Origin of the sequence: Streptomyces sp. R-74717 (genome assembly GCF_047305335.1) — a bacterium.
Taxonomy (GTDB): Bacteria; Actinomycetota; Actinomycetes; order Streptomycetales; family Streptomycetaceae; genus Streptomyces; species Streptomyces atratus.
Map to the genome: position 1 here is coordinate 3,608,705 of NZ_CP102361.1, position 24,707 is coordinate 3,633,411.

16 protein-coding genes are annotated in these 24,707 nt (G+C 71.3%); 3 read left to right on the forward strand and 13 right to left on the reverse strand.

Translation table 11 applies throughout. From position 1 onward, the window contains the following. Positions 1 to 9: 9 nt before the first annotated feature. Both NRF20_RS16180 and NRF20_RS16185 read right to left on the reverse strand, forming a co-directional pair. On the reverse strand, positions 10 to 3,516 hold the full coding sequence (locus tag NRF20_RS16180; protein ID WP_413752790.1) for an ATP-dependent helicase: 3,507 nt from the start codon (positions 3,514 to 3,516) through the stop codon (positions 10 to 12). A 212-nt stretch (positions 3,517 to 3,728) separates the two neighbouring features. Next, a complete protein-coding gene (locus tag NRF20_RS16185; protein ID WP_398631196.1) occupies positions 3,729 to 4,154 on the reverse strand; it encodes an MGMT family protein in 426 nt (141 codons plus the stop codon). 173 nt (positions 4,155 to 4,327) lie between these two features. Here NRF20_RS16185 and NRF20_RS16190 point away from each other — a divergent pair, with 173 nt between their 5' ends. From NRF20_RS16190 to NRF20_RS16200, 3 genes are all read left to right on the forward strand, one after another. Further along, a complete protein-coding gene (locus NRF20_RS16190; protein WP_413752791.1) occupies positions 4,328 to 7,156 on the forward strand; it encodes a lysylphosphatidylglycerol synthase domain-containing protein in 2,829 nt (942 codons plus the stop codon). 138 nt (positions 7,157 to 7,294) lie between these two features. Beyond that, the gene (locus NRF20_RS16195) at positions 7,295 to 8,896 is read left to right on the forward strand and encodes an alpha/beta hydrolase (protein ID WP_398631198.1); all 1,602 of its coding nucleotides are present in this window, start codon (positions 7,295 to 7,297) and stop codon (positions 8,894 to 8,896) included. 141 nt (positions 8,897 to 9,037) lie between these two features. After that, positions 9,038 to 10,615, forward strand: a complete 1,578-nt coding sequence (locus NRF20_RS16200) for an alpha/beta hydrolase (protein WP_398631199.1) — start codon at positions 9,038 to 9,040, stop codon at positions 10,613 to 10,615. Positions 10,616 to 10,708: 93 nt separating this feature from the next. Here NRF20_RS16200 and moeZ read toward each other — a convergent pair whose 3' ends face one another. The 11 genes from moeZ to NRF20_RS16255 all read right to left on the reverse strand — a co-directional run bounded on the left by moeZ (position 10,709) and on the right by NRF20_RS16255 (position 24,701). Then, a complete protein-coding gene (gene moeZ, locus NRF20_RS16205) occupies positions 10,709 to 11,887 on the reverse strand; it encodes an adenylyltransferase/sulfurtransferase MoeZ (protein WP_093897483.1) in 1,179 nt (392 codons plus the stop codon). 85 nt (positions 11,888 to 11,972) lie between these two features. Beyond that, on the reverse strand, positions 11,973 to 12,797 hold the full coding sequence (locus NRF20_RS16210) for a spherulation-specific family 4 protein (protein WP_398631200.1): 825 nt from the start codon (positions 12,795 to 12,797) through the stop codon (positions 11,973 to 11,975). Beyond that, the gene (locus NRF20_RS16215) at positions 12,785 to 13,750 is read right to left on the reverse strand and encodes an NAD-dependent epimerase/dehydratase family protein (RefSeq protein WP_398631201.1); all 966 of its coding nucleotides are present in this window, start codon (positions 13,748 to 13,750) and stop codon (positions 12,785 to 12,787) included. The genes NRF20_RS16210 and NRF20_RS16215 overlap by 13 nt, the downstream gene beginning before the upstream one ends. Before the next feature lie 181 nt (positions 13,751 to 13,931). Continuing rightward, entirely contained in the window at positions 13,932 to 14,990 is a 1,059-nt protein-coding gene (locus tag NRF20_RS16220; protein WP_398631210.1) for a hypothetical protein, read from the reverse strand. A 604-nt stretch (positions 14,991 to 15,594) separates the two neighbouring features. Beyond that, positions 15,595 to 17,442: a DUF3492 domain-containing protein gene (locus NRF20_RS16225; RefSeq protein WP_398631211.1), complete on the reverse strand. Its 1,848-nt coding sequence runs from the start codon at positions 17,440 to 17,442 to the stop codon at positions 15,595 to 15,597. A gap of 190 nt (positions 17,443 to 17,632) precedes the next feature. Then, complete coding sequence (locus NRF20_RS16230; protein ID WP_413752793.1) at positions 17,633 to 19,252, reverse strand: dipeptide ABC transporter ATP-binding protein; 1,620 nt, start codon at positions 19,250 to 19,252, stop codon at positions 17,633 to 17,635. Further along, a complete protein-coding gene (locus NRF20_RS16235) occupies positions 19,249 to 20,238 on the reverse strand; it encodes an ABC transporter permease (protein WP_266358154.1) in 990 nt (329 codons plus the stop codon). The genes NRF20_RS16230 and NRF20_RS16235 overlap by 4 nt, the downstream gene beginning before the upstream one ends. Continuing rightward, a complete protein-coding gene (locus NRF20_RS16240; protein WP_413752794.1) occupies positions 20,235 to 21,218 on the reverse strand; it encodes an ABC transporter permease in 984 nt (327 codons plus the stop codon). Before NRF20_RS16240 ends, NRF20_RS16235 begins: the two co-directional genes overlap by 4 nt. Positions 21,219 to 21,220: 2 nt before the next feature. Beyond that, entirely contained in the window at positions 21,221 to 22,945 is a 1,725-nt protein-coding gene (locus NRF20_RS16245; protein ID WP_398632337.1) for an ABC transporter substrate-binding protein, read from the reverse strand. Between the two features lie 228 nt (positions 22,946 to 23,173). Beyond that, positions 23,174 to 23,269, reverse strand: a complete 96-nt coding sequence (locus tag NRF20_RS16250; protein ID WP_322110005.1) for an Ms4533A family Cys-rich leader peptide — start codon at positions 23,267 to 23,269, stop codon at positions 23,174 to 23,176. 166 nt (positions 23,270 to 23,435) lie between these two features. Then, the gene (locus tag NRF20_RS16255) at positions 23,436 to 24,701 is read right to left on the reverse strand and encodes a DUF3152 domain-containing protein (protein WP_413752795.1); all 1,266 of its coding nucleotides are present in this window, start codon (positions 24,699 to 24,701) and stop codon (positions 23,436 to 23,438) included. Between the last annotated feature and the right edge of the window lie 6 nt (positions 24,702 to 24,707).

Below are 24,707 nucleotides of genomic sequence, written 5' to 3' on the forward strand. Positions count from 1 at the left end.
GGAAGGCTCTCACTCCAGGATGTGACGGCCTTCCGGCTGTGCGCTGCACGAGGCGCGGAAGGTGCAGTGTGTGCAGTGCTGGCCGGTCGTGGGGGTGAACCGTTCGTCCAGGACCCGGCCGGCGGCCGTGGCCAGGAGGTCGGGGACCCACTCACCGGAGAGCGGTTCCTGGGCCTGCACCTTGGGAAGGGCGTCGCCGCCCTCCTTCTTCGGGGCGGGCTGTCGCAGCTGTACGAGTTCGGCGCCCCCGGGCACGGGACGGCTGCCGTCGAAGATCTCGTCGACCGCCCCTTCCCGGACGGCCAGCTGGTACACGGCGAGCTGGGGGTGGCGGGCGACCTCGTCCCTGGTCGGGGACTGCTTGCCGGTCTTGAAGTCGACGACGTACGCCCGGCCCTCGGCGTCCTGTTCGACGCGGTCCATGGAGCCCCGGATGCGTACCTCGTACTCCCCCGCCTCCAGCGTCACGTCGAAGTCGTGCTCGCTCGCGGCGGGGGTGCGGCCGGTGCGGTCCATGACGTGCCAGTGCAGGAAGCGTTCGAGGGCGGCCCTGGCCTGTTCCTTCTCCTGCTGGGACTTCCAGGGGGCGTCGAAGACGAGGCCGTCCCAGACCGAGTCCAGCCGCTCCATCAGAACAGCCAGATCGGCGGGGGTACGCCCGGAGGCCACCTCGTCGGCGAGTACGTGGACGACGTTGCCGAAGCCCTGTGCGGCCGTCGCCGGGGCATCCGCCTTCACCTCGCGGCCGAGGAACCACTGCAGCGCGCAGGTGTTGGCGAGCTGGTCGAGCGCGCTGCCGGAGAGGGACACGGGCTGGTCCCGGTCGCGGAGCGGGACGGCGGAGCGGGTGGGCTCGTACAGGCCCCACCAGCGGTAGGGATGGGCCGCGGGTACGAGCGGCTGGCCCTCGTCGTCGGTGAGCGCGGCAAGGCGGGCGAGGCGGTGGGCGGCCTCCTCGCGCAGGGCGTCCGAGGCGTCGGGGTCGACGGTGGTGGCGCGGAGTTCGGCGACGAGCGCGGCGACGGCGAGCGGCCGGCGCGGACGGCCGGTGACATCGCGCAGTTCGACGCCGAGCTCGGTGAGGAAGCGGGACGGCTGGTCGCCGTCGTCGGCGGGCGCCTTGACCGCGGTGACGACGAGCCGTTCGCGTGCGCGGGTCGCAGCGACGTAGAAGAGGCGGCGTTCCTCGGCGAGGAGGGCGCCGGGGGTGAGCGGTTCGGCCAGGCCGTCGCGGCCGATCCGGTCCGCTTCGAGGAGCGAACCGCGGCGGCGCAGGTCCGGCCAGAGCCCCTCCTGCACGCCTGCGACGACGACGAGGCGCCACTCCAGGCCCTTGGACCTGTGTGCGGTCATCAGCCGTACGGCGTCGGGTCGCACCGCGCGCCTGGAGAGGGTGTCGGCGGCGATGTCCTGGGCGTCGACCTCCTCCAGGAAGTTGAGCGCGCCGCGCCCGCCGGTGCGTTCCTCGGCGCGGGCCGCGGTGTCGAAGAGCGCGCAGACGGCGTCGAGGTCGCGGTCGGCGTTGCGGCCGCCCGCACCGCCGCGCAGCGCGGCACGCTCCAGCCGCCCCGGCCACGGGGTGCCGGCCCACAGCTCCCACAGGGCTTCTTCCGCGGTACCGCCGCCTTCGAGAAGCTCGCGCGCCTTGCGCAGGAGCGCGCCGAGTCGCTGGGCGCCGCGGGCGTACGCCGGATCGTGCGCGACGAGCCGTTCGGGCTCGGCGAGCGCGCGGGCCAGCAGGTCGCCGGAGGGCGCCGGTACGCGATTCCCGGCGGCCCGCTCCTCGTCGCGCAGGGCCCGGCCGAGCCGGCGCAGGTCGGCCGCGTCCATGGAGCCGAGGGGGGAGGTGAGGAGGGTCAGGGCCGTCTCGGTGTCCAGCCAGGAGGACCCTTCAGGGGCGGATTCCCGGCCGGGAGCCTTTTCGGGGTCCCGGACGGGAGCCTGATCGGGCTCCTGGCAAGGAGGAGCCGGGGCATCCGCACCCTCTCGGACCTCCGAGTCGGGAGTCTCCGCACCCTCCGAGGCCGGGGCCTCCGCCTCCGCGCCCGGCGCGCCCCGGCGCAGCGCCGCTGCGGCGACTGCGCGGAGGGCCGTCAGGAGCGGGGCCACCGCCGGTTCATGGCGCAGGGGGAGGTCGTCGCCGTCGACCTCCACGGGGACGCCCGCCGAGGTCAGGGCCCGGCGCACCGAGGGGATCGTGCGGCCCCCGGCCCGTACGAGCACCGCCATCTCGTTCCATGGGACGCCGTCCTCCAGATGCGCCCGGCGCAGCAGATCGGCGATGTTGTCGAGTTCGGCGGAGGCGGTCGGGTAGGTGTACGTCTCCACGCTGCCGCCCTCGCGGACCGCGGCGAGCTCCCGGTGGGCGCGGACCTTCGCCGAGGGCAGCCGGGTCAGCGGCATCCGCCGGGTGAGCAGCCGGGTGGCGGCCAGCAGCTGTCCGCCGGAGCGGCGCGAGGTCGTGAGGACGCCGACCGGTGCCGGGGCGCCGTCCGCCCGCCGGAACATCTCCGGGAAGTCGAGGATGCCGTTCACGTCGGCACCCCGGAACGCATAGATCGACTGGTCCGGGTCACCGAAGGCGATCAGGTCCCGGCCGCCCCCGGCCCCCGGGGCGCTCCCCCGGTTGCCGGCCAGTGCATGCAGCAGCCGCACCTGTGCCGGGTCCGTGTCCTGGTACTCGTCCACGAATACCGCGTCGTACTGCCCGGCCAGCAGCGCCGACACCTCGGGGCACTCCGCGAGCAGCACCGCCCGGTGCACCAGCTCCGCGTAGTCCAGCACCCCCTGTGCGTCCAGCACATCCAGGTACTCGGCGAGGAACTCGGCGGCGGCGCCCCAGTCCGGGCGGCCGGTGCGGCGGGCGAAGTCGGTCAGCGCGTCCGGGCCCAGGCCCAGCTCACGGCTGCGGGCGAGCACCGCCCGTACCTCGTCGGCGAAACCGCGCGTGGTCAGACAGGCCCGCAGCTCGTCCGGCCAGCGGATGTGCGTGAAGCCGTCCTGTTCCAGTTCGAGCTGGCCGGCGAGCAGCTCGCGGACGGTGACGTCCTGCTCCGGTCCGGAGAGCAGCCGCATCGGTTCGGCGAAGAGGTCGGCGTCCTGATGGGCGCGGACCAGTGCGTAACAGAAGGAGTGGAACGTGGTGGCCTGCGGACCGCGGGCGGCACCGAGCCGTGCGGCCATCCGGTCGCGCAGCTCCACGGCGGCCTTGCGGCTGAAGGTGAGGACCAGGATGCGGGCCGGGTCGCCGCCCCGTGCGACACGTGCGGCGACCGCCTCGACGAGCGTGGTCGTCTTGCCGGTGCCCGGTCCGGCGAGCACCAGGAGCGGGCCTCCGGGGTGATCAACCACCGCACGTTGCGCCGCGTCCAGGAGAGGGGGATCCACGGAGCCCGGCGGGGTGCGCACCAGTCGGTACGCGCCCGCGGTCCTCCCGCTAGGCCCCTGCGGGCGTGGGGGGACCCCCTGCCGTGCCTGACGGTGCGGACTGCGCCGGGTGGAGGAGGAGGAGCTCACGTGGATCGCCGGTCCTGGTGGGTGTGCTGGTGCTGAGGGTGCGGTGCGTGCCGCGAACTGTCGACGCTACGCCAGCGAGGGCGCGGTCCGGGGCGAGTCCGCTGCGTGCCTCGTCACGTTCCGCGTCATGGGTGCCGTCGCGCATCGCTTCGTGTTCCGCATCACGCGCCGGGCCCGGCGCCGCCCGTTGTGCCCCCGAATGGCGGAAGCTGTCAGATGTGAGCACCTCCGCCCTTGTCCCTGTCCGCGTCCGCGCCCGCACCGCCGGTGACGCCGTCCCACCGTGCCCGCTTCATGTCGAGTCGCGGCAGATGGCCCTCCGCGCTGCGCGACGCCTCGCGCAGCGGGGTGCTCTCCTCGCGGTAGTGGTCCAGCGCCCGCAGTTCGTGGCCGGGCAGCAGCGCCCCGTCTGCGCGCACCACGCGCCACCACGGCACCGCGGCCCCGTACAGCGCCATGACCCGGCCGACCTGGCGCGGGCCGCCGTCGCCCAGCCACTCGGCGACATCTCCGTACGTCATGACACGGCCGGGCGGAATCAGCTCGGCGACATCGAGCACCCGCTCCGCGTACTCCGGCAACTCGTCGATCGTCCGGTCGTCGCTGGTCCCGTCGCCGCTGGTCCGGTATTGGCTCATCCGGCCCATCCTGCCGTACGCCACCGACAGCCCGGCCCGGTCCGTGTGCGCCCTTTCACGGAGCGTGCGTGCGGGGGCAAAGGAGCGTATCTTGCGCTTCGCGTGTCCGCGCAGTGCACCCTGATGCCCTCCTCTGTCGCCGGGCCGTGCCACCATCGTGCGGGCGGTGACCGGTGATACGAGAACACGAAGACCAATCAGAGGCGACGAAGGAGCAGGGCGTGCAGCCACCGAAGGCGGCGGACGCCCCCGACGCCGAGCAGTATCCGGACGCTTCGGACGGACCCGCCGAGAAGCCCGCTGCGGAGCAGGAAAAGTCCGGTGCGGAGCACGGGGAGGTCCCCGAGCAACCGGTCGGCTCGACGCTCTCGTCCGCCGCGGCGGAACAGACCGAGCGCGTCTCCGGAGACGAGCCGCTGCTCGCCGCCCGGGTGCACCGCCCCTCCGATCTCATGCGGCTCCTCATCGGGGTCCTGGCGATCGCCGTCCTGCTCTCGGTCGCCGCGTTCGCCCACGGCACGACCGCCGGTCTCGAACAGGACATCAGCAAGGGAACCGGCCAGGCGCCCGACATCCTGATCAAGACCGGCGGTCTGGTCTCCAGCATCGCCGTGCTGCTCGTTCCGGTCGCGTTCGCCATCGAGCGGCTGATCAAACGCGACGGACTGCGGATCGCGGACGGCGTGCTCGCCGCCGTACTTGCGCACGGCGTCACGCTCGCCACCGACCTCTGGGTGGCCAAGTCCGCCCCCGGCACCATTCAGGACGCCCTGACCCAGCCGCAGCCCGGTGACGCGCTCACCGATCCCGTGCACGGCTATCTCGCCCCCGTGATCGCCTATATGACGGCGGTCGGGATGGCGAGACGGCCGCGCTGGCGGGTCGTGCTGTGGGTGGTGTTGCTGCTCGACGCGTTCGCCATGCTGGTCGGCGGATACACGACCCCGTTCTCGATCATCCTCACCGTGCTGATCGGCTGGACCGTGGCGTACGGCACGCTGTACGCGGTCGGCTCGCCGAACGTACGGCCGACCGGTCAGCATCTGATGGCCGGTCTGCGCCGTGTCGGCTTCCGCCCGGTCACCGCGATGCGCGCCGAGGACACACCCGACTCCGGCGATCAGAGCGACCGCGGGCGCCGCTATCTGGTCACCCTGGAGGACGGGCCACCACTCGATGTGACGGTCGTCGACCGCGAGCAACAGGCCCAGGGCTTCTTCTACCGGGTGTGGCGCAGGCTCACCCTGCGCGGCATCACCCAGCGCCGCTCCATCCAGTCGCTGCGTCAGGCTTTGGAGCAGGAGGCGCTGCTCGCGTACGCGGCGATCGCCGCCGGGGCCAACGCACCCAAGCTGATCGCCACCTCCGAGCTCGGGCCCGACGCCGTGATGCTGGTGTACAAACACATCGGCGGCCGTTCCCTGGACGCGCTGGAGGACTCGGAGATCACCGACGAGCTGGTGCGCGGCGCCTGGCGCCAGGTGAAGGCGCTCCAGTCGCGGCGGATCGCGCACCGCAGGCTCACCGGCGATGCCATCCTGGTCGATCGTTCCGGCAAGGTGTTCGTCACCGATCTGCGCGGCGGCGAGATCGCGGCCGGTGATCTGGTCCTGCGGATGGACGTCGCTCAGCTGCTGACCACCACGGGTCTGCGGGTGGGCGCCGAGCGGGCCGTCGCCGGTGCTCTGGAGGTGCTCGGCCCCGATGCCGTCGCGGACTGTCTGCCGCTGCTCCAGCCGATCGCGCTGAGCCGCTCCACCCGGGCGACCCTGCGCCGGCTCGCCCGGGAACGCTCGCAGCGCGAGCGCCAGGCGGTGCTCGATGCGTCGGACGCGGCCAAGCGTGCCAGGGCGCTCGAACACGGAGCGGCTCAGGAGACCTCCACCGCCGGTCCGGTGCCGGACCACAAGGCCGCCCGCAAGTCGCTGCGCAACGAGAAGCAGGCCGAGAAACGGGCCATGGACGACGCGCTGGAAGAGGCGCGCGAGGAGGATCTGCTCTCCCAGATGCGGCAGCAGGTGCTGCTGATCCGGCCGCAGGCACCGGTCGAACCGGTACGGCTGGAGCGCATCAAGGCACGTACTCTGGTCAGCTGCATCGCCGGCGCCATCGCCGCGTACTTCCTCATCTCGCAGGTCACCCAGGCCGACTTCGGTGCGGTCGTCGAGCAGGCGGAGTGGGGCTGGGTGGCGGCCGCGGTCGGCTTCTCGGCCCTCAGCTATGTCGCGGCGGCGATGAGCCTGCTGGGCTTCGTGCCGGAGCGGGTGCCGTTCGGCAAGACCGTGCTGGCACAGGTCGCCGGGTCCTTCGTGAAGATCGTCGCCCCGGCCGCGGTCGGCGGTGTGGCGCTGAACACCCGCTTCCTGCAGCGTGCCGGGGTTCGTCCGGGCCTCGCCGTGGCGAGTGTCGGCGCCTCGCAGCTGTTCGGTCTCGGCTGCCACATTCTGCTGCTGGCGGCGTTCGGCTATCTGACCGGTACCGAGAAGACCCCGTCCTCGCTCACTCCTTCCAGGACCGTGATCGCCGGGCTGCTGACGGTCGCGGTGCTGGTGCTGGTGGTGACGGCGGTTCCGTTCCTGCGGAAGTTCGTGGTGACGCGGGTGCGGTCGCTGTTCGCCGGAGTCGTGCCGCGCATGCTCGACGTGGTGCAGCGGCCGCAGAAGCTGCTGACGGGCATCGGCGGAATGCTGCTGCTGACCGGCCTGTTCGTGATGTGTCTGGACGCGTCGGTCCGGGCGTTCAGCGGCCCGGATGTGCCGCATCTCAGTTACGCGAGCATCGCGGTGGTCTTCCTGGCCGGTAACGCGCTGGGGTCGGCGGCACCCACACCGGGCGGAATGGGCGCGGTCGAGGGCGCGCTGACGCTGGGGCTGATCGCGGTCGGCCTGCCGAAGGAGGTCGCGGCACCGGCCGTTCTGCTGTACCGACTGCTGACGCTGTGGCTGCCGGTGCTTCCCGGCTGGCTCTGCTTCAACCATCTGACCCGCAAGGGCGAGCTCTGACCCGCAAGGGCGAGCTGACGGTTCCTCAGCCGTAGCGCGCCTGTCCGTAGGGCCGGTCGGGCTACCGGAGGGCGCCCCGGCCACCCGCTTGGACCGGTGCCTCGTGCACGGGTCCGGTTCCCGCCGCACGATGGGGCCATGAGGACCTCCGCCCTGCGTGCCGCCGCTCTCGCCGCCGCCGTCACCGTGCTCCTTCCCATCACCGCCTGCTCGGAGAGCGGCACCAAGGACGACCCGGACGGGCCGCCGCGCTCTCCGGTTCCGGCGAATGCCGCCGAGGCGAGCAGCTCCGGCCAGCTCGCCTCCCAGAAGCTGACGTGGAAGCCCTGCCCCGCACCGTCCCCCGCACAGGGCGGCGGAAACACCCCGTCGCCCCTGCCCGGCGGCACCCCCTGGGAGTGTTCCTTCATGAAGGTCCCGCTCGACTACGCGAATCCGGGCGGCGAGACGATCGAGCTGGCACTCATCCGGGCCAGGGCCAAGAATCCGGACAAGCGGATCGGCTCCCTCATCTTCAACTTCGGCGGCCCCGGCGCTTCCGGCGTCGCCACCCTGCCCGCCTTCGGCACCGACTACGACAAGCTCCGCGCCGGTTACGACCTGGTCAGCTTCGACCCGCGCGGGGTCGGCCGCAGTGCGGGCGTGGAGTGCGAGACCGACCGGCAGCTCGACGCCCGCTACGAGACCGATGTCACTCCGGACGACAGCGCCGAGGTGAATGCCTTCGTCAAGGACATCAAGACGTTCGCGTTGGCCTGCAAGAAGAACTCCGGCAAGGAGCTCCCCTACGTCGGCACCACCAACGCCGCCCGCGACATGGATCTGATGCGTCAGGTGCTCGGAGACAAGAAGCTGTACTACTTCGGCATCTCGTACGGCACCGAACTGGGCGGCGTCTACGCCAACTTGTTCCCGAAGAACGTCGGCAGGTCGGTGCTGGACGGGGTGGTCGACCCGACCCTGGACTCCGAGCAGTCCTCGCTCGGCCAGGCCAAGGGGTTCCAGCTCGCGCTGGACAACTTCGCCAAGGACTGCGTGAACCGCGGCGGTGCCTGCAAGCTCCCCGGTTCCACCGGGAAGGAGGTCGAGCAGGGGATCTCCGGCCTTCTCACCCGGCTGGAGAAGAAGCCGATCCCGGGGATCGGATCCCGGCAGCTGACGGAGTCCCTGGCCATCACCGGCATCGCGGCCTCCCTCTACTCCAAGGAGACCTGGCCGTTGCTGGAGCAGGGAGTGGACGAGGCCGACGGCGGGAACGGCGCGCTGCTCCTCGCTCTCGCGGACTCGCTGAACGGCCGTGAGACCGACGGGCGCTACGACAATTCGATGGCCGCCAACACCGCCATCAACTGCGCCGACTCCAAGCAGCGGTTCACCGCGGACCAGACCATGGCGAAGCTCCCGGAGTTCCAGTCCGCCTCGCCGGTCTTCGGTGACTATCTGGGCTGGGGTCTGATGGCCTGCACCGGCTGGCCGGTGGCGGGCGTCTGGGAGACCCCGGACGTCAGCGCCCCGGGTGCTGCCCCCATCCTCGTCATCGGCAACACCGGCGACCCGGCGACCCCGTACAAGGGGGCGAAGGCAATGGCCGACGCGCTGGGCAAGGGCGTCGGTGTGCAGATGACGTACGAGGGCCAGGGGCACGGCGCGTACAACAGCGGCAACGCCTGTGTGCAGAAGGTCGTGGGCGACTATCTGCTGAACGGCAAGGTTCCGGCGGCCGGGACGGTCTGCAAATAATTCACCGTCTCGAACGGCCCGGGTCCTGTCGTCGAACTGCCGTCGCCGCCCCCACGGCAGACGGCAGTTCGACAACAGGACCTAGCATGGGCGCACTTTCTGTACGTCGTATGTACAGGCACATCGGGGAGGGACGTACACGTGGTCGGACACGCACGCGCCGGGGCTCTGGCGGGCGCCGCACTTCTGCTGACGGGGCTGCTCGCGGGCTGTGACGCGGGTACGGACGACAAGCCGGCCGACAGGACGGACCGCGGTGCGGCGCCCTCGCCCGGCCGGTCGTCCACGCCGAGCGGGCAGCCCGGCATGCCCGAGCTGCCCGCCACCCTCACCTCCCAGCGGCCGGACTGGAACAGTTGCAAGGCCCCCGCGGGCGGCAGCGCACCCGGTGGCGACTGGCTGTGCGCGACGGTCAAGGTGCCGCTGGACTACGCGAAGCCGGACGGCGACACCATCGGGATCGCGTTGATCCGCAAGAAGGCCCGGGACGAAGGCCGGCGCCTCGGCGCGATGCTGTTCAACTTCGGCGGCCCGGGCGGCTCGGGCGTCTCGATACTGCCGCGCGCCGCCGGCTCGTACAAGAAGCTCAACGACCGCTACGACCTGGTGAGCTTCGACCCGCGCGGGGTCACGGGCAGCGCAGGAGTGAACTGCCGTACCGACAAGGAGACGGAGGATGCCAACCGGAAGGTCGACATGACTCCGGACACGGCGGCGGAGGAGGCGGCGTTCATGAAGGACGGCGCGGACTTCGGCGCCGGCTGCGCACGCCGTTCCGGCAAGGTCCTGCCGTACGTCGGTACGACGAACGCCGCCCGGGACATGGACCTGATCCGTGAGGTGCTCGGCGACAAGAAACTCACCTACTTCGGCATGTCGTACGGCACGGAGCTCGGCGGCACCTACGCACACCTCTTCCCCAAGAACGTCGGCCGGACCGTCCTGGACGCCGTCGTCGACCCGACCGCGGACACGATCGGGCACGCCCGCAACCAGGCGACCGGCTTCCAGCGGGCGCTGGAGAACTACCTCAAGGACCGCGGCCAGGACCCGAAGGCCGGGACGCAGCACATCGCCCGGCTGCTGGAGCGGATCGACAAGAAGCCGCTGCCGACCACCTCGGGCCGCGAGCTCAACGAGTCGCTGGCCATCACCGGCATCGTCATGCCGCTCTACTCCAAGAGCAACTGGCCGTATCTGACCCAGGCGCTGGACGAAGCCGAGAAGAGCGGCACCGGCAACATGCTGCTCCAGCTGGCCGACGCGTACAACGGCCGTGACGAGAAGGGGCACTACGACACCCAGAACCACTCGCAGCGCGCCATCTCCTGCGCGGACAGCAAGCTCCGGCCGACGGCGGCCGAGGCCAGGGCCATGCTCCCCGAGTTCCGGAAGCTGTCCCCGGTGTTCGGCCCGTTCCTGGCGTGGGACACGGCCGGCTGGTGTGCCGAGTGGCCGGTGAAGGGTGAGCACGACAACCCGGAGACGAGCGCTCCGGGCGCCGGCCCGATCCTGGTGGTCGGTACGACCGGTGACCCGGCGACGCCCTACGAAGGTGCGCAGAAGATGGCGGACGAGCTGGGCAAGGGCGTCGGCATCATGCTCACCAACAAGGGTGAGGGGCACGGCGCGTACGGCGAGAGCACGTGTGTGACGTCGACCGTGAACGCTTACTTCCTCGACGGGAAGGTCCCGGCGGACGGCAAGACCTGCTCGTGACGCGGGACGTGTGCATGCCGAAGGGGCCGGTCCGCAGCGCGCGGACCGGCCCCTTCGGCGTGCTGAGCGCCGCCCCCCATTTGCCGGTCGGTCTTAGTACACCGGCTTCTCGGGCTCGATCTGGTTGACCCAGCCGATCACGCCGCCGCCCACGTGCACCGCGTCGGCGAAGCCCGCCGACTTGAGGACCGCGAGGACCTCGGCGCTGCGGACACCGGTCTTGCAGTGCAGGACGATGCGCTTGTCCTGCGGGAGGCCCTGGAGGGCGTTGCCCATCAGGAACTCGTTCTTCGGGATCAGCCGGGCGCCGGGGATCGAGACGATCTCGAACTCGTTCGGCTCACGGACGTCGATGATCTCGATCTTCTCGTCCGCGTCGATCCACTCCTTGAGCTGCTTGGGAGTGATCGTGGAGCCGAGCGCCGCCTCCTGGGCCTCCTCGGACACGACGCCGCAGAAGGCCTCGTAGTCGATGAGCTCGGTGACGGTCGGGTTCTCGCCGCAGACCGCGCAGTCGGGGTCCTTGCGGACCTTGACCTGGCGGTACTGCATCTCCAGGGCGTCGTAGATCATCAGCCGGCCGACCAGCGGGTCGCCGATACCGGCGAGCAGCTTGATGGCCTCCGTGACCTGGATGGAGCCGACCGAGGCGCAGAGCACTCCGAGCACGCCGCCCTCGGCGCAGGAGGGGACCATGCCCGGCGGGGGTGGCTCCGGGTAGAGGCAGCGGTAGCAAGGGCCGTGCTCGGACCAGAAGACGGACGCCTGGCCGTCGAACCGGTAGATCGAGCCCCAGATGTACGGCTTGTTCAGCAGTACGGCTGCGTCGTTGACCAGATAGCGGGTGGCGAAGTTGTCCGTGCCGTCCACGATCAGGTCGTACTGGGCGAAGATGTCCATCACGTTGTCGGCTTCGAGCCGCTCCTCGTGAAGGACCACATTCACGTACGGGTTGATGCCCAGCACCGAGTCCTTGGCGGATTCGGCCTTGGAGCGGCCGATGTCGGCCTGGCTGTGGATGATCTGGCGCTGCAGGTTCGACTCGTCGACCTCGTCGAACTCCACGATGCCGAGCGTGCCGACACCTGCGGCGGCCAGGTACATCAGGGCCGGCGAACCGAGACCGCCGGCGCCGACACAGAGCACCTTTGCGTTCTTCAGCCGCTTCTGTCCGTCCATCCCGACATCCGGGATGATCAGGTGGCGGGAGTACCTGCGGACCTCGTCGACGGTGAGCTCAGCAGCTGGCTCGACCAGGGGTGGCAGCGACACAGGAACCTCAACAATGCAGGTGGTCGGTTTCTACGTACTTCATCTACGTACGGTTGTTCTTGCCGTAACACTGCCACGCCCCTTCTCATTCCGAGATACCAGGTCCGATCCGCGAGACGATTTCGTCCCAGTACCTGGGCAGCGCCGCGAATGGGTCTGTTCGTCCGTGTTGGTTGTCCCGGTCCGTGAAGAAAATCGTGCCCGCGCCCTGCCAGCGGGCGATGCGCACGGCCTCTTCGAGGTGGGTACGCGGAACGCCGTGGACGAAGTGCGCGAACCGCTCCGGCGGATAGGCGGCGGTCCACTCCGCCACCTGCGACCAGCGGTAGTCGGTCCACGGTCCGGAGAAGGTGACCAGTTGGTCGGCGGCCTCGGCATAGCCCGGATGCGGATGGGTGCCCAGTCCCAGCACCAGCAGCCCGCGCTCCTCCCCGTGGTCGCCGTGTTCGAGAAGCGTGGCGAGTGTGCTGGTGAGACGGCGGACCGCCGCGAGGTCGGCACGCCCGGCCGGGCACCGGCCGAGATGGAAGCCGTCGACGCGGTACCAGTCGAGGAAGGACTGCGCGTCGGCGATCAGCTCGCCGAAGGGGCGGCTGCCGAAGGCCAGATCGAGGTGGCCGAGCAGCCGGCCGCCCGCCGCCCGAATGGAGTCCTGCGGGGCTTCGCCGTGCACGGCCCGCTCCCGCGCGTTGCGGAGCCGGCCCGCGGCCTCCAGACAGTGCGGATCGGGGCGGGTGCCGGGGCCGTTGTCGATGTTGAGGACCGCCCAGTGCAGCGGGGTGCCGGGGCGGGTGAGCTCGGCCCATTCGGTGGGGGCGAGCAGCGGATGCGCGTAACCGGGAACGCCGAAGCCGAGTTGTTCGGCGCCGCTGGTCCGGCGGGCGGTCTCGGTGGGGGTCAGATACGGCACGCCGCCTCCATCCAGATGTCGGCGAGGGACTCCTCCAGATTGATCCGGGGGCGCCAGCCGAGCCGGTCCCTGGCGGTGCGGACGTCGGCCTGCTGCCAGGCCCCGCAGCCGTCCGGGTAGGGGGAGGGGGCCGCCGAGAGGTGCTCGATGACCGACTCGGTGGAGGTGCGCGGGGCGCCGATGGGCAGCCGGGGCGGGGGCGCGTCGAGTTCGTGGAGTGCGCCCGCGTATCCGGCGACCCTGGCGAGCACGGCGGCCGCGTCCCGGAGCCGCACGGCGCGGCCGGTGCCGATGTTGACGACGCCCTGCGCGGCGGAGAGCGAGGCGGCGTGCACGGCGCGCGCGACATCGCGTACGTCGACGAAGTCGCGCTGCACGCCGAGGCCGCTGAGCTTCAGCTCGCCGTCGCCGGACTGCATGGCCCGGCGCATCGCCTCGGCGAGCCTGCCGAGCGGGGAACCGGCCGGGGTGCCGGGACCGACCGGGGAGAAGACCCGCAGCACGACCGCGTCGAGGCCGGAGCCGAGGACGAGTTCGGTGGCTGCGAGCTTGCTGACGCCGTACGGGCCACCGGGGCGCGGAATTGCGTCCTCCGCGGTCGATGAGCCCGGCTGCGAGGGCCCGTACTCCGACGAACAGCCGACCTGGACGAGACGGGCCGTACAGCCGCTGCGTCGCATTGCCTCGCAGACGGTGGCGACGGCGACGGTGTTGTGGCGGGTCAGATCGCGGGCCCCGCCGCGGGTGGCGCCCGCGCAGTTGACGACGACCCCTGGGTGGACGGCATCCAGAAAGCGGGTCAGCGCGCCGGGGCTGCCGCCGGCGAGGTCGAACCGTACGTCGGCGTCGTCGCCGCGGCCGAGCGCCGTGAGGTGCACGGCGGGGTCGGCGAGGAGGCGGTCGGCCACGAACCGGCCGAGGAATCCGTTGGCGCCGAGCAGCAGCACCCTCATCGCGCACCCCCTCGGTGCCGACGGCGGGCTGCCGGTGCGGGGGATTGGGGGGTCATGTCCGGTGTCTCCTTGAGGAAGTGTGGTGCGGTACGGGGAAGGACCCGCGGCGTCGGCTCCGCGGGGGGCGTGCCGGTGGTTCGTACATGGGGGCGGAGCGGTGGTGCGGCTTCGGTCACGCGGGTTACGCGGTGGTGCGGGTTTCGTCGCCGGGTGCGGTGTGGGCGGATGCCCGGGAGAGGGCGACGGTGGCGGTGATCAGCAGCCCGAGCGCGGCTGCGCCACAGGCGACGGCGGGTACGGCTCCGGTGCCGGCCGCCATGACAAGGGCGTCGACGGGACGGGCGAGGAAGTGCAGACCGGGCAGCCGCCCGGCCAGGACCAGGGCGGGTGCCAGCGCTTCGAGGGCACAGGCGGAGGCGAGTCCGACGGCGGCGGGTTCGGGAAAGCCGTGCACGGTCAGCAGCCTGGCCAGCAGGAGCAGCACACCGAGCGCGGCCGCCCCCACGAAGGCACCGCCGCCCCCGTACCCCAGATGCGCGACGTAGAGCAGCACGGCGAGGACGCACAGGTGGAGTGCGACGGCTCCGAACAGCAGGGGGCGCACACCTGCGGCGAACTCCTCCAGTGCGCGGCTGCCGATGAGTTTGCGGTGTGCGTGTACGGAGAAGAGGTGCGCGCACCAAGCGGCCGGGGCGACGGAGAGGGCCAGCCCCAGCAGCGGTGCGGGAGTGAGCGTCCAGGGGCCTTCGGGGCCGCCGCTGAGTACCTGGTCGAGCAGCGCTTCGCCGTACAGGACATAGCCGAGGAGCCAGCAGCCGTACACATGGGCGGTGCCCGAGGACCGGTCTTCGGCGTGCAGGGGGCCGCTGCGCAGGCTGAGGGCGAGTCCGACGATGCCGACGAGCGCTCCGGTGAGGGCGATCGCAAGCCGTCCCTGGCCTCCGAGCACCCCCTCGGTGAGCCTCAGTGCGCCGGCGGTCGCGATGCAGGCCGCGCCCGGCACCAGTGCGCGGAGCGACCAGGCGGCGCGCGTCTCGGTGTCGCGCTCCGGCGCGGGGAGCGCTGTTGCGGGCTCCCCCGCCACGGCGGGTACCCGGGCGAAGAGTTCCTCGGCGAGCGAGAAGACATCGCGGTGCCGGTAGCGGGCGGCGGCGCGGTCGGTGACGCCATGGGCTTCGAGCCCGGCGGCGATCTCCAGCGGATCGACGGCCCGCTCGCACAGCTCGCGGTGGCGGTGCATCAGCGATTTCACAGGGTCGGCGGGACCGCGGCGCGAGGCGTTGAGCTTGCGCGCCGGAGCGGCGCGCGCGATCTCGGGGGCGCGGGGAGTCGCGGCCCTCTCTGCGGAGGTCTGCTCTGCGGGAACCTGCTCTGCGGCGGTGTTCTCTGCGGGGGCTTTCTCCGTGGCCGCTTCATCTGTGGCCGCTTCCTCAGGGGCCGCCTTCTGCGTGGCCGTTCTCTCCGTGGTTTTCGGTGCGGAGGCGGGCTCGGCGTCCGGAGCCGTAAAGGGACCGGCCTCGGCCGATGCGTAACCGGCCTCGACGCCCCGAGAAGCCTCGTTCCGAGCAGCATCGTCCGGCACGCCCACGGGCTCGACCGCAGCTGCCGCCGCTGCCGGGTCCGGGTTCGACGGGCCCCACACCGGCTCCGAGATCTCGGCGACGAGGGGCTCGGAGACGAGCGCCTGCGAGCGGAGGTCCCAGCTTCCGCCGGTGGTCGGTGTGGCGGGTGCGTCGGACACCTCGGTCGGGCCGCCCATGGTGATTCCTCCGTGATCGTCGCCGACTGCGTCGGACCGTCCCGGCCCGCCGCTGCGGCCCGGCCCGGCCGTCCCTTGTTGCTGTTCACACATCGCCGCCACCCGCTCCCCGCGCTCCCGCGCAGACGGTCCTGGGCTCGGCGGCCCAGCGGGGTGTGCGGTCGGCCGCGCCTGCCGGGGCGGGGCCCGAGGCCGTCCACGGGCCCTGAACGTGTGCCTCGGGCGGAGTGGCGAACGGGCGCGGTTCGCCGTCGGCGTTCACCGTGTCGGCCTCCCTGCGCACCGGGGCGTGCGAGATCAGCTCCAGGTAGATGCCGCGAAATGCCGCGAGGTTCTGTTCGACAGTGAAGAGTTCGAGCGCGCGGGCGCGCGCCGCCGCTCCTAGCCGCGCGCGGCGCTCGGGGTCGCGCAGCAGTGCGAGGCAGGCGTCGGCGAGCGCCCTGGGATTGCGCGGGGGCACCACGAGTCCGGTACCGCCGATGACTTCGACCACCGCGCCGACGTCCGTCGACACCGTGGCCCGTCCGCAGAACATCGCCTCGACGAGGCTGATCGGGAAGCCTTCGACAACGCTGGAGAGGACGACGACCCCGCCCGCCGCATAGGCCTCCGACAGATCCGGCACCTCGGCTCCGCCGATGTCCTCGAAGGAGACCGGGTTGTCGCCGACGGCGTGTGCGTCCGTGGCCTCGTCGGGGAACAGCTGGGCGGCGAGCGCCCGGCAGTGCGCGAGATAGGTGGCGCCTTCCGAGCCCTGCGCCGGAGCGCCGATGATCCGCAGCCGGGCGTCCGGTTCGGCCTTCCGCACCTCCGCGAAGGCGTGCAGCAGCGCGATCAGGTCCTTGGCGGGCTCGATCCGGCCGACCCAGACCAGCGTGTCGTCGGGACCGCTGTCGCCGCTCTCCCCCAGGGCCGTGAACCGGCCGGACTCCATGCCGGGGTGGACTGTGCGCAGCTTCTCGCGCTCGGCACCGCACCGTTCCTGCCAGCGGCGGGCGTGGGTGTTGCCGGGGGTGACGATCGCGGCCTGCCGGTACACCTCGGTGGCGAGCCGTCCGTGGAAGTTGGCGAGCAGGGCGCGTACCGGCGCACTCAGGGGGGTTTCGGTCGCTGCGAGGTAGTGCGCCCGCAGTTGCACGCCGTGCTCGGTGACCAGCAGCGGTACCCCGAAGAAGCGTTTGGCCAGCAGCCCCGGCAGCGCCGCGACACCACCGGATGTGGCGTGGCAGAGGTCGACCGCGTCGAGACTCTCCTCGTCGTACCAGTCGAGGGAGAGCGGGCGCAGTACCCGGTCGAGCTCCCGGGCGAGGGCGAGGAAGTCGGGGACGGTGGCGGTCTGGACGGTGCGCCCGGTGCCCGGGGCCCGGCAGGCGGCTTCGAGCACGCGTACGGCGGTTTCGGAGCGGAGCGCCGCTGGGAGCCCCCCGTGTTCGCGGGCCAGTTCGGCCAGTCCGTACAGGCCGTCCGTGAACTGCGCGTCCGCGACGCCGGCGGCCGTACGCCCTGTACGCCCGTCCTCGCTCCGTTCGCCGAAACCCGCTCCCCCGCTCGCGCCTGTGGCGGCGTCCTCGCCGCTTGTCGCACCCGCCGTGCAGACAGAGGTCGCGAGCGCCGTGAAGTACGCCGTGAAGCGCCGTCGTTCGCGCCGCCCGTACGAGCGTCCGCCCCCGCCCGTCACCATCCGGGCGAGCAGCCCCTTGGAGGCGTGGGTGCCCAGAACGTCCTCGTCGGCCGTCCACAGCGACGCCGTCCGCACCCGGCTGACCTGTGCCGGAAGCTGGACCCAGCCCTGCGCTTCCTGTTCGGCGGAGCGGCTGAGCGCGAAGAGATCGAACTCGTGCTGCGAGAGTCCGCGCACCAGACGGTCGCACCAGAGTCTGGACTCACCGGTCGCATACGGATAACCACCGTCGGTGAGGAGTCCGATCCGCACGAGCACACCCCCGATCTCCCTTGTGGTCGGCCGCCGTCGGAACGGCGACTCACAGCGGGACGACCGTAAGGGGATACGCCGGTGGCGCGACGGACGGTTGTCCGTCGCGCCACCGAAAGGGGTGAACCGTCGTAACTTTCCCACCCCGATAGCGTTCTGTCGCGCTATGGGAGCCAGCGGTCACGCAGGGTCAGGCAGCGGCCAGTTCCTTGCGGGCTGCGCGGCGCACTGCCGCGAGCGCCGGATCGAGCGCGGGAACGGCCGCCAGGAGCTGCTTGGTGTACGGGTCCCGGGGATCTCCGTACACCTGGTCCGCCTCCCCCTCCTCGACGATCCGGCCCCGTCGCATGACGGCGACCCGGTCGCTGACCTGCCGTACGACGGCGAGGTCGTGCGCGATGAAGACCAGGGCGAGCCCCAGCTCCCGCTGCAACTGTGCCAGTAGGGCGGTCACCTGGGCCTGGGTCGTCACATCGAGTGCGGAGACGGCCTCGTCGCAGACGATCAGTTCCGGCTCGGCGGCCAGCGCCCGTGCGATCCCGACGCGCTGGCGCTGTCCGCCGCTGAACTCGTGCGGGTAGCGGTCGTACTGCTTGGGATCGAGCCCGACCCGCTTCAGCAGATCCCGTACCCGGGCCCGGATCACGACCTCGTCGCGCTCCCCGGAAGCCCGCAGCGGGTCGGCGACCGATTCGCCGATCGAGCGGCGCGGGTTGAGGGAGGAGACGGGGTCCTGGAAGACCATCTGCACCCGGGCCCGACGGGTGAGCCGCCCGGAGGTGGGCTCCAGCAGTCCGACGAGCATCCGCCCGAGGGTGGTCTTTCCGCTGCCGCTCTCGCCGACGATGCCGAGGGTTTCGCCGCGCCGGACTGTGAGGGAGACACGGTCGACGGCGGCGAGGGCGGACTTGCCCCTGCCGAACACCTGCCGGACGTCGACGGCTTCGACGAGCGGCTCGCTCCCGACGAGTTCCTCACCATCGACGGATGCCTCGCCCTCGTCCGCGGCCGGCTTCTCGTCCGAGGCCGCCGGGCGGGCCAAAATGCGCGGCACCGCCGCCAGCAGCGCCTGCGTGTACTGCTCGCGCGGCGCCACGAGCACCTCGCCCACCGGCCCCCGTTCCACCGCCCGCCCCGACTGCATGACCAGTACCTCGTCGACCGATTCGGCCGCCACGCCCACGTCATGCGTGACCAGCAGCAACCCCATGCCCGTCTCCCGCCGCAGATTGTGCAGCAGGTCCAGGATCTGGGCCTGGACGGTGACGTCCAGGGCGGTCGTCGGCTCGTCGGCGATCAGCAACTGGGGTTCGCAGGCCAGGGCCATCGCGATCAGTGCCCGTTGCCGCATCCCGCCGGAGAACTCGTGCGGCCGGGACCGGGAGCGCCGTACCGCGTCGGGAATCCCGACCCGGTCCAGTACCTCGACGGCCCGGGCCCGCGCCACCCGCCGGGAGGCGCGGTTGTGGACCCGGTACACCTGGGCGATCTGGTCGCCCACCGCGTAGTACGGGTCCAGCGAGGACAGCGGGTCCTGGAAGACCATCGCCGCCTTCGCGCCCCGCAGGGCACGTAGTTCCGCGTCGTCCGCCGCGGTCACGTCCACCCCGGCGACGCGGATCGAGCCGCCGACCCTGGCCCCGGTCCCCCGGTGCAGTCCGAGCAGGGCGTACGCCGACGCGCTCTTGCCGGAGCCGGACTCACCGACGACGCCGAGTGCGCCGCCGGCCTCCAGCGAGAACGACAGTTTCTCCACCGCGCGTACGTCGCCGAACGAGATCGAGAGATCGGAGACTTCGACCAGGCTCATGCCAGCACCACCCGTCGGTCGGCCATCGCCTGCAGAATGTCCGCGACGGCATTGGCAAGGACGACGAAGAATCCGGTGACGAGCACCAGACCGACGACCACCGGAAGGTCCACGTGCTTCACGGCGTCGACGAGTTCCCGGCCGACCCCCGGAATCCCGAAGAGGGATTCGGTGAGTACGGCGCCGCCGAACATCGAGCCGATGTCCAGTGCGCCGAGCGCGATCACCGGCGCCAGCGCACCGCGCAGCGCATGCCGCCCCACGAGCGCCCGTTCGCTGACCCCGTACGCCCTGAAGGTGCGCACATGGTCCTCGGCCAGGGTCTCCAGCATCGAGGCCCGGGTCATCCGGGCGTACGGGGCCGCGGACACCAGCGCCAGCGAGATCCAGGGCAGCAGCAGGTTCCAGGCCCACTGCTCGGGGTTCTCGGTGAGGGGCACATAGTCCGGGAACGGCAGGATCTGGAGCGCCGTGACCAGGATGATGATCAGCAGCAGACCGATGACGAAGACCGGTGTGGCCATGCCGGCCAGAGTGATCCCGGTGAGGATGCGCTCGGTCAGCCGGCCGCGCCGCCACACCGACAGCAGCCCGGTGCCGACACCGAGCAGCATCCACAGCACGAAGGCGCCGACGGCGAGCGAGGCGGTCGCCGGGAGCTTGGCCAGGATCAGCTCGGTGACCTGCTGGTCGCTCTGGTACGAGAGCCCCAGGCAGGGCGCCTGGCAGTGCAGCACCCCGGTTCCGGTCGAGTAGTCGCGGCCGACGAGGAGCCCCTGGAGGAAATGCGCGTACTGCATGTACAACGGGTCGCCCAGGTGCAGTTGTTCGCTGACCTGTGCCACCTGCGCGGGCGAGCAGCGCGGACCGCAGGCGATCTGTGCGACGTTGCCGGGGGCGACGTAGAAGGCCGCGTAGACGACGATGCTGAGCGCGAGCAGCACGAAGAGCGCCCCGCCGAGGCGCCTGAGCAGGAACCACCTCATGCGTCGGCCTCCTTCTTCCGGCCGGTGCCGATCCGCAGCCGGGATTCGGCGCGTGGGTCGAGTGCGGTGCGTACGCCCTCGCCGAGGACGGTCAGCGCCAGCACGGTGACGAAGAGCAGCAGGGCGGGGATCAGCAGATAGGTGGGCGCCGCCTGGTACCAGGTGTCGGCGTCGCTGAGCATCTGCCCCCAGGAGGGTGTGGGCGGCTTGATGCCGACGCCGAGGAAGGACAGGGCCGCTTCGACGACGATGTCGGCCGGGAAGAGCAGCACGGCGTACGTGATGACGGGCGCGGCCAGTGCGGGCAGCAGTTCGCGCTTGGCGATCTGCCAGGAGCCCCAGCCGCTGAGCCGGGCGGCGGAGACATGGTCGAGCGATTTCAGCGCGAGCGTCTGGGCGCGCACGATCTTCGAGATGCCGGACCAGCCGACCAGGCCGATGATCACGGCGATCAGGACCGGGCGCGGGAAGCTCGTGGGGACGACGGCGAGCGCGCCGAGCGCGATCACCATGACGGGCAGCGCGACCACGACGTCGGTGACCCGGCTGAGTGCCTGGTCGACGAAGCGGTTGCCGAGCCCGGCCGCGAGGCCGACGCCGACCCCGATGACCACCTGGAGCAGGGTGGCGGCGAGCGCGACGCCGAGCGAGACCCGTGCCCCGTGGACGACGCGTGCGAACAGATCGCGTCCGGTGAGCGGTTCGACGCCGAGCCAGTGCTCGGCGCTGATCCCGCCGAAGGAGCCGAGCGGTACCCCGCCGGTGGCGGAGTCGACGAGATCCGGGTGGTACGTGGTGGGGTCCTGGCCCTCGATGCCCGCGAGCAGCGGTGCGGCGAGCGCGATCAGGACCAGCAGGGCGACGACGACGGCCGCCACGAGGGCTGCGCGCCGGGCGCGCAGCCTCCGCCAGAACGGATGGGCCCCGGAGGCGGGGGCCTTGACGGCCCCCGCCTCCTCGGCCAGTAGGGCTTCGGCCATGGTTACTTGACCGCGACCTGCGAGATGTCGAGCACACCGGTCCAGTCGCTGATCACGACGTTCTTGATGGACTCGCCGTACAGGCGCTTGTAGACCGGGTGGAACAGCGGCACGGTCAGTGCCTGCTCACCGACCTTCTCGTCGAGCGCGCCCCAGCGCTTCGCGGCGGCGCTCAGGTCGGTCAGCTTGTTGATCTCGTCGATCTCCTTGTTGACCGCGGGGTCGTTCAACTGGGCGGAGTTGAAGTTGTACCCGGCCTTGACGATCTGGCGTCCGTCGAAGATCGGTGCGAAGAACGGACCGCCGGACGGCCAGTCGGCGCCCCAGCCGCCGAGGAAGAAGCCGGGCTCGCTCTTCACGTTGTAGACCGTGTCGGAGTAGTCGTTGCTCTCCAGGCCCTGGAGCTTGACGGTGATGCCGGCCTTCTTCAGCGCCTCCTGGAGCGCGGTGGCGATCTCCGGGCTGGTGGCGAAGTCCTTGTCGTTGGAGTGCGTGAGGGTGACGGTCAGCCCCTTGGGGTAGCCGGCCTCCTTCAGCAGTTCCTTGGCCTTGGCGGCGTTGCCGGACTCCCCGGCCGGGAAGTGGTCGTACGGGGTGTGACCGAAGGCCTTCTGGTCGGGGAGGAAGGTGGTGGCGGGCTCGGCGAGCGAGGAACCGCCGGCTGCGTTGACCACGGAGGAGCGGTCGACGGCGTACGAGATCGCCTGGCGCACCTTCGGGTTGTCGAACGGCTTCACCTTCGGGTTGAAGGCGATGTAGTTGGTGTAGCCGAAGTGGCCGGTGCCGACGCGGGCGGCGAGCTTCTTGTCGCCGGTGACCTTGGCGAGCTCGGCCGGGCCCAGGTTGGTGTCGGTGGTGACGGCGGCCGCGTCGGCACCCTGCGATGCGGAGAGGCGCTGGTTGATGACGGCGGAGTCGAGCCCGGAGCGCACGTCGATCCGGTCGGGGTAGGCCTTGCGCTCCTCGTCGGTCGCGGCCGACCAGTGCGGGTTGCGCTCCAGGACGAGGCGCTCGCCGTCGCCCTCGTTCTTGACGACCTTGTACGGCCCCGAGGAGACCGGGTGCTCCTCGTACTTGGTGCCCTTGTCCTTGGCCTTCGGCACGGGGGTCGTCTGGGTCTGCGTGGCCAGGAAGGGGAATTCACCCTCCGGCTTGTTGAGGTGGAAGACGATCGTCTTCGCGTCGGGCGTCTCGATCGAGTCGAGGCCCTTCTTGTCCTTGTACGGGCCCTGGTAGTCGGCCCCGCCGATCAGCCAGTCGCGCAGGTAGGGCGCGCCGCCGGAGAGCTCGGCGGCGAAGGAGCGCTCGATGCCGTACTTGATATCGGCACTCGTGATCGCGGTGCCGTCCTCGTACTTCAGGCCGTCCTTGAGGGTGTACGTCCACACGGTGGCGTTCTTGCTGGGCCTGCCCAGGTCGGTCGCCAGGTCGGGGACGACCTTCGCGCCGGCCGCGCCGTCCTCCCGGTTGCGGGTGGTGAGCGTACGGAAGACGAGGGACGGGACGTTGCCGCCGCCGGAGGTGTAGAGCCGGGCGGGGTCGAAGTCCTCCTGCGGCTTGCTGTTGAGGACGGTGAGCGTGCCGCCCTTCTCGGGCGTGCCCGCTGCGCCGGAATTGCCGTCGCTGTCCTTGCTGTCCTGGGGCCCGCAGGCCGCGGCACCCGCAGCCACGACGAGTACTGCGGCGGCCGCTGCCACGCGGCGCGATATGACGGACGGTTGACGCATCGGAAGGTGACCTCTCGGAGTACTGCCTGAAGAAAAGAACGGAGGGAATTTCCGTGCAGGCAGCAACGGGAGCGAGTGCACACAACCGGTCGGCACATGGAGAAGGATGACCGGAACACTGAAACTGTCGCGCCTGCGGACGGAGTGCGCCCAGGCGCGGCAGTCGTGCATGGCCGCCCGGGCCGGTTCAGGGCTCGGGCAGAGGGCCGACGCGCGCTCGGGCAGGCGTCAGCAACAGTGGATGTCGGCGACGCTGTGCCCGGTCACGCCGATGAGCGCCAGCTCTATGGCGGCGCGTTCGGGGGTGACGGGGCTGCGTGACATGCCGAGAAATATGGATCACCGCCCAGGAGATGTCAACGCAAAATGAGACGACCATCTCAATATGCGGACAACATGGGGCGCGGACGCACCGACCGGCAGATGACGGCGGAGCCCGGGCCGATCGACGAGGCGGCCCGGCATACCTCCCGGCCCGGCCCTTTTCGATTCAACTGCCCGGATACACCCAGGCGTTGGGCCGGCACTTGATCCCGCCGATGTCCAGGGACTTGGTCTGCTGCTGCATCACCGGAGCGAGGGCTCCCGGCGTGCGACAACTCACATGGTCGTGCCCCAGCCGGTGACCGACCTCATGGTTGATCAGCATCTGGCGGTAGGCGGAGAGTTTGTCCGGGCCGAACGTCGACGACCCCTGCGCCCAGCGGTAGGCGTTGATCATCACTCGTTCGGTCGCCGCGGAGTCGCACGAGACGTTGTCCTCGGTCGTGTCCAGGCCCGACTTCCGGCACCAGTCCCCGGTGGTCCCGGGACTGGCCAGGGTGATCACGAAATCGGGGTCGCCGGAGGAGATCCGCTCGAACGTCATGGCACCGTCGTGCGCCCAGCTGCGGTCGTCGTTGAGCGTCTCCTGGACGGCCCGGGCAAAGAGCGAGGCGTCGAGCCCGAGGCCCTGCTCGACATCGATCCGGTAGCGGTACTTGTGGCCCCTTCCCGGGGCCTTCGCCGTACCCGGAACCGCCTCGAACTTCCCGGACCCATGGAGTTTCGGGGAGAGCGGATACGCCTTGGCCATCTTCTCCGCATACGAAGGGGACTTGACCTGCGCCACCTTCGGGGTCGGCCGGTCGTCCGAGCGGGAGGCGCCGTCGGTGCCGTCCCGGTCGACGCCCGCGGGCTGCGCGGCACTGGTCCCACCGCTGTCCTGGGCGACCTGCCCGGCCACGACCACCGCGAGCACGGTGGTCACCGCGGCGGCCGCGATACCGGTGAAGGTGCGGCCCCTGACGCCCTTGCCGTCCTTGCCGTCCTTGGCGGGCGTCGGCGCGTCGGCGTCGCCCTGCGGCGGCCGCTCGTCCCGCTCGCCGACCGAGCTGTACGGATCGGCCGGCGGGGCGGAAGGCCCACGGGGTGCGGGGGGTGCGGGGGGCGTGTCGAACGCCTCGACGAAATCGCGCCGCGGTCCCGGCACCAGCGGCCGGGTACCGACCTGCTGCTGGCGCCGGGGCACCGTCTGCTGCGGCCCGGTCCCCCAGCCGCCGCCGGGTTCACGCTGTTCGGGGTGGCCGCCGCGGACGTGACCGGCCTGCCGGAACGGGGCGTGTCCCTCCGCATCGGCCGGTGCGCCGGCCGGCCTCCGGCGCCGCCCGCTGCCGGGCCCCGGACGCACGCCCTCGCGATCAACGCCTGTATCCGCGACGGCGGCCTCGATGTCGGACCCCGTGGGTTCGGGGCCCTTTCGACTATGTCGTCCCACGCCCCG

Bases quoted from the DNA above. Each gene is read 5' to 3' on its own strand.
- NRF20_RS16195 (WP_398631198.1), top strand. From the start codon at position 7,295: ATGAGGACCTCCGCCCTGCGTGCCGCCGCTCTCGCCGCCGCCGTCACC.
- NRF20_RS16235 (WP_266358154.1), bottom strand. From the start codon at position 20,238: ATGAGGTGGTTCCTGCTCAGGCGCCTCGGCGGGGCGCTCTTCGTGCTG.
- NRF20_RS16240 (WP_413752794.1), bottom strand. From the start codon at position 21,218: ATGGCCGAAGCCCTACTGGCCGAGGAGGCGGGGGCCGTCAAGGCCCCC.
- NRF20_RS16215 (WP_398631201.1), bottom strand. From the start codon at position 13,750: ATGAGGGTGCTGCTGCTCGGCGCCAACGGATTCCTCGGCCGGTTCGTG.
- NRF20_RS16230 (WP_413752793.1), bottom strand. From the start codon at position 19,252: ATGAGCCTGGTCGAAGTCTCCGATCTCTCGATCTCGTTCGGCGACGTA.
- NRF20_RS16250 (WP_322110005.1), bottom strand. From the start codon at position 23,269: ATGTCACGCAGCCCCGTCACCCCCGAACGCGCCGCCATAGAGCTGGCG.
- NRF20_RS16185 (WP_398631196.1), bottom strand. From the start codon at position 4,154: ATGAGCCAATACCGGACCAGCGGCGACGGGACCAGCGACGACCGGACG.
- NRF20_RS16220 (WP_398631210.1), bottom strand. From the start codon at position 14,990: ATGCACCGCCACCGCGAGCTGTGCGAGCGGGCCGTCGATCCGCTGGAG.
- NRF20_RS16245 (WP_398632337.1), bottom strand. From the start codon at position 22,945: ATGCGTCAACCGTCCGTCATATCGCGCCGCGTGGCAGCGGCCGCCGCA.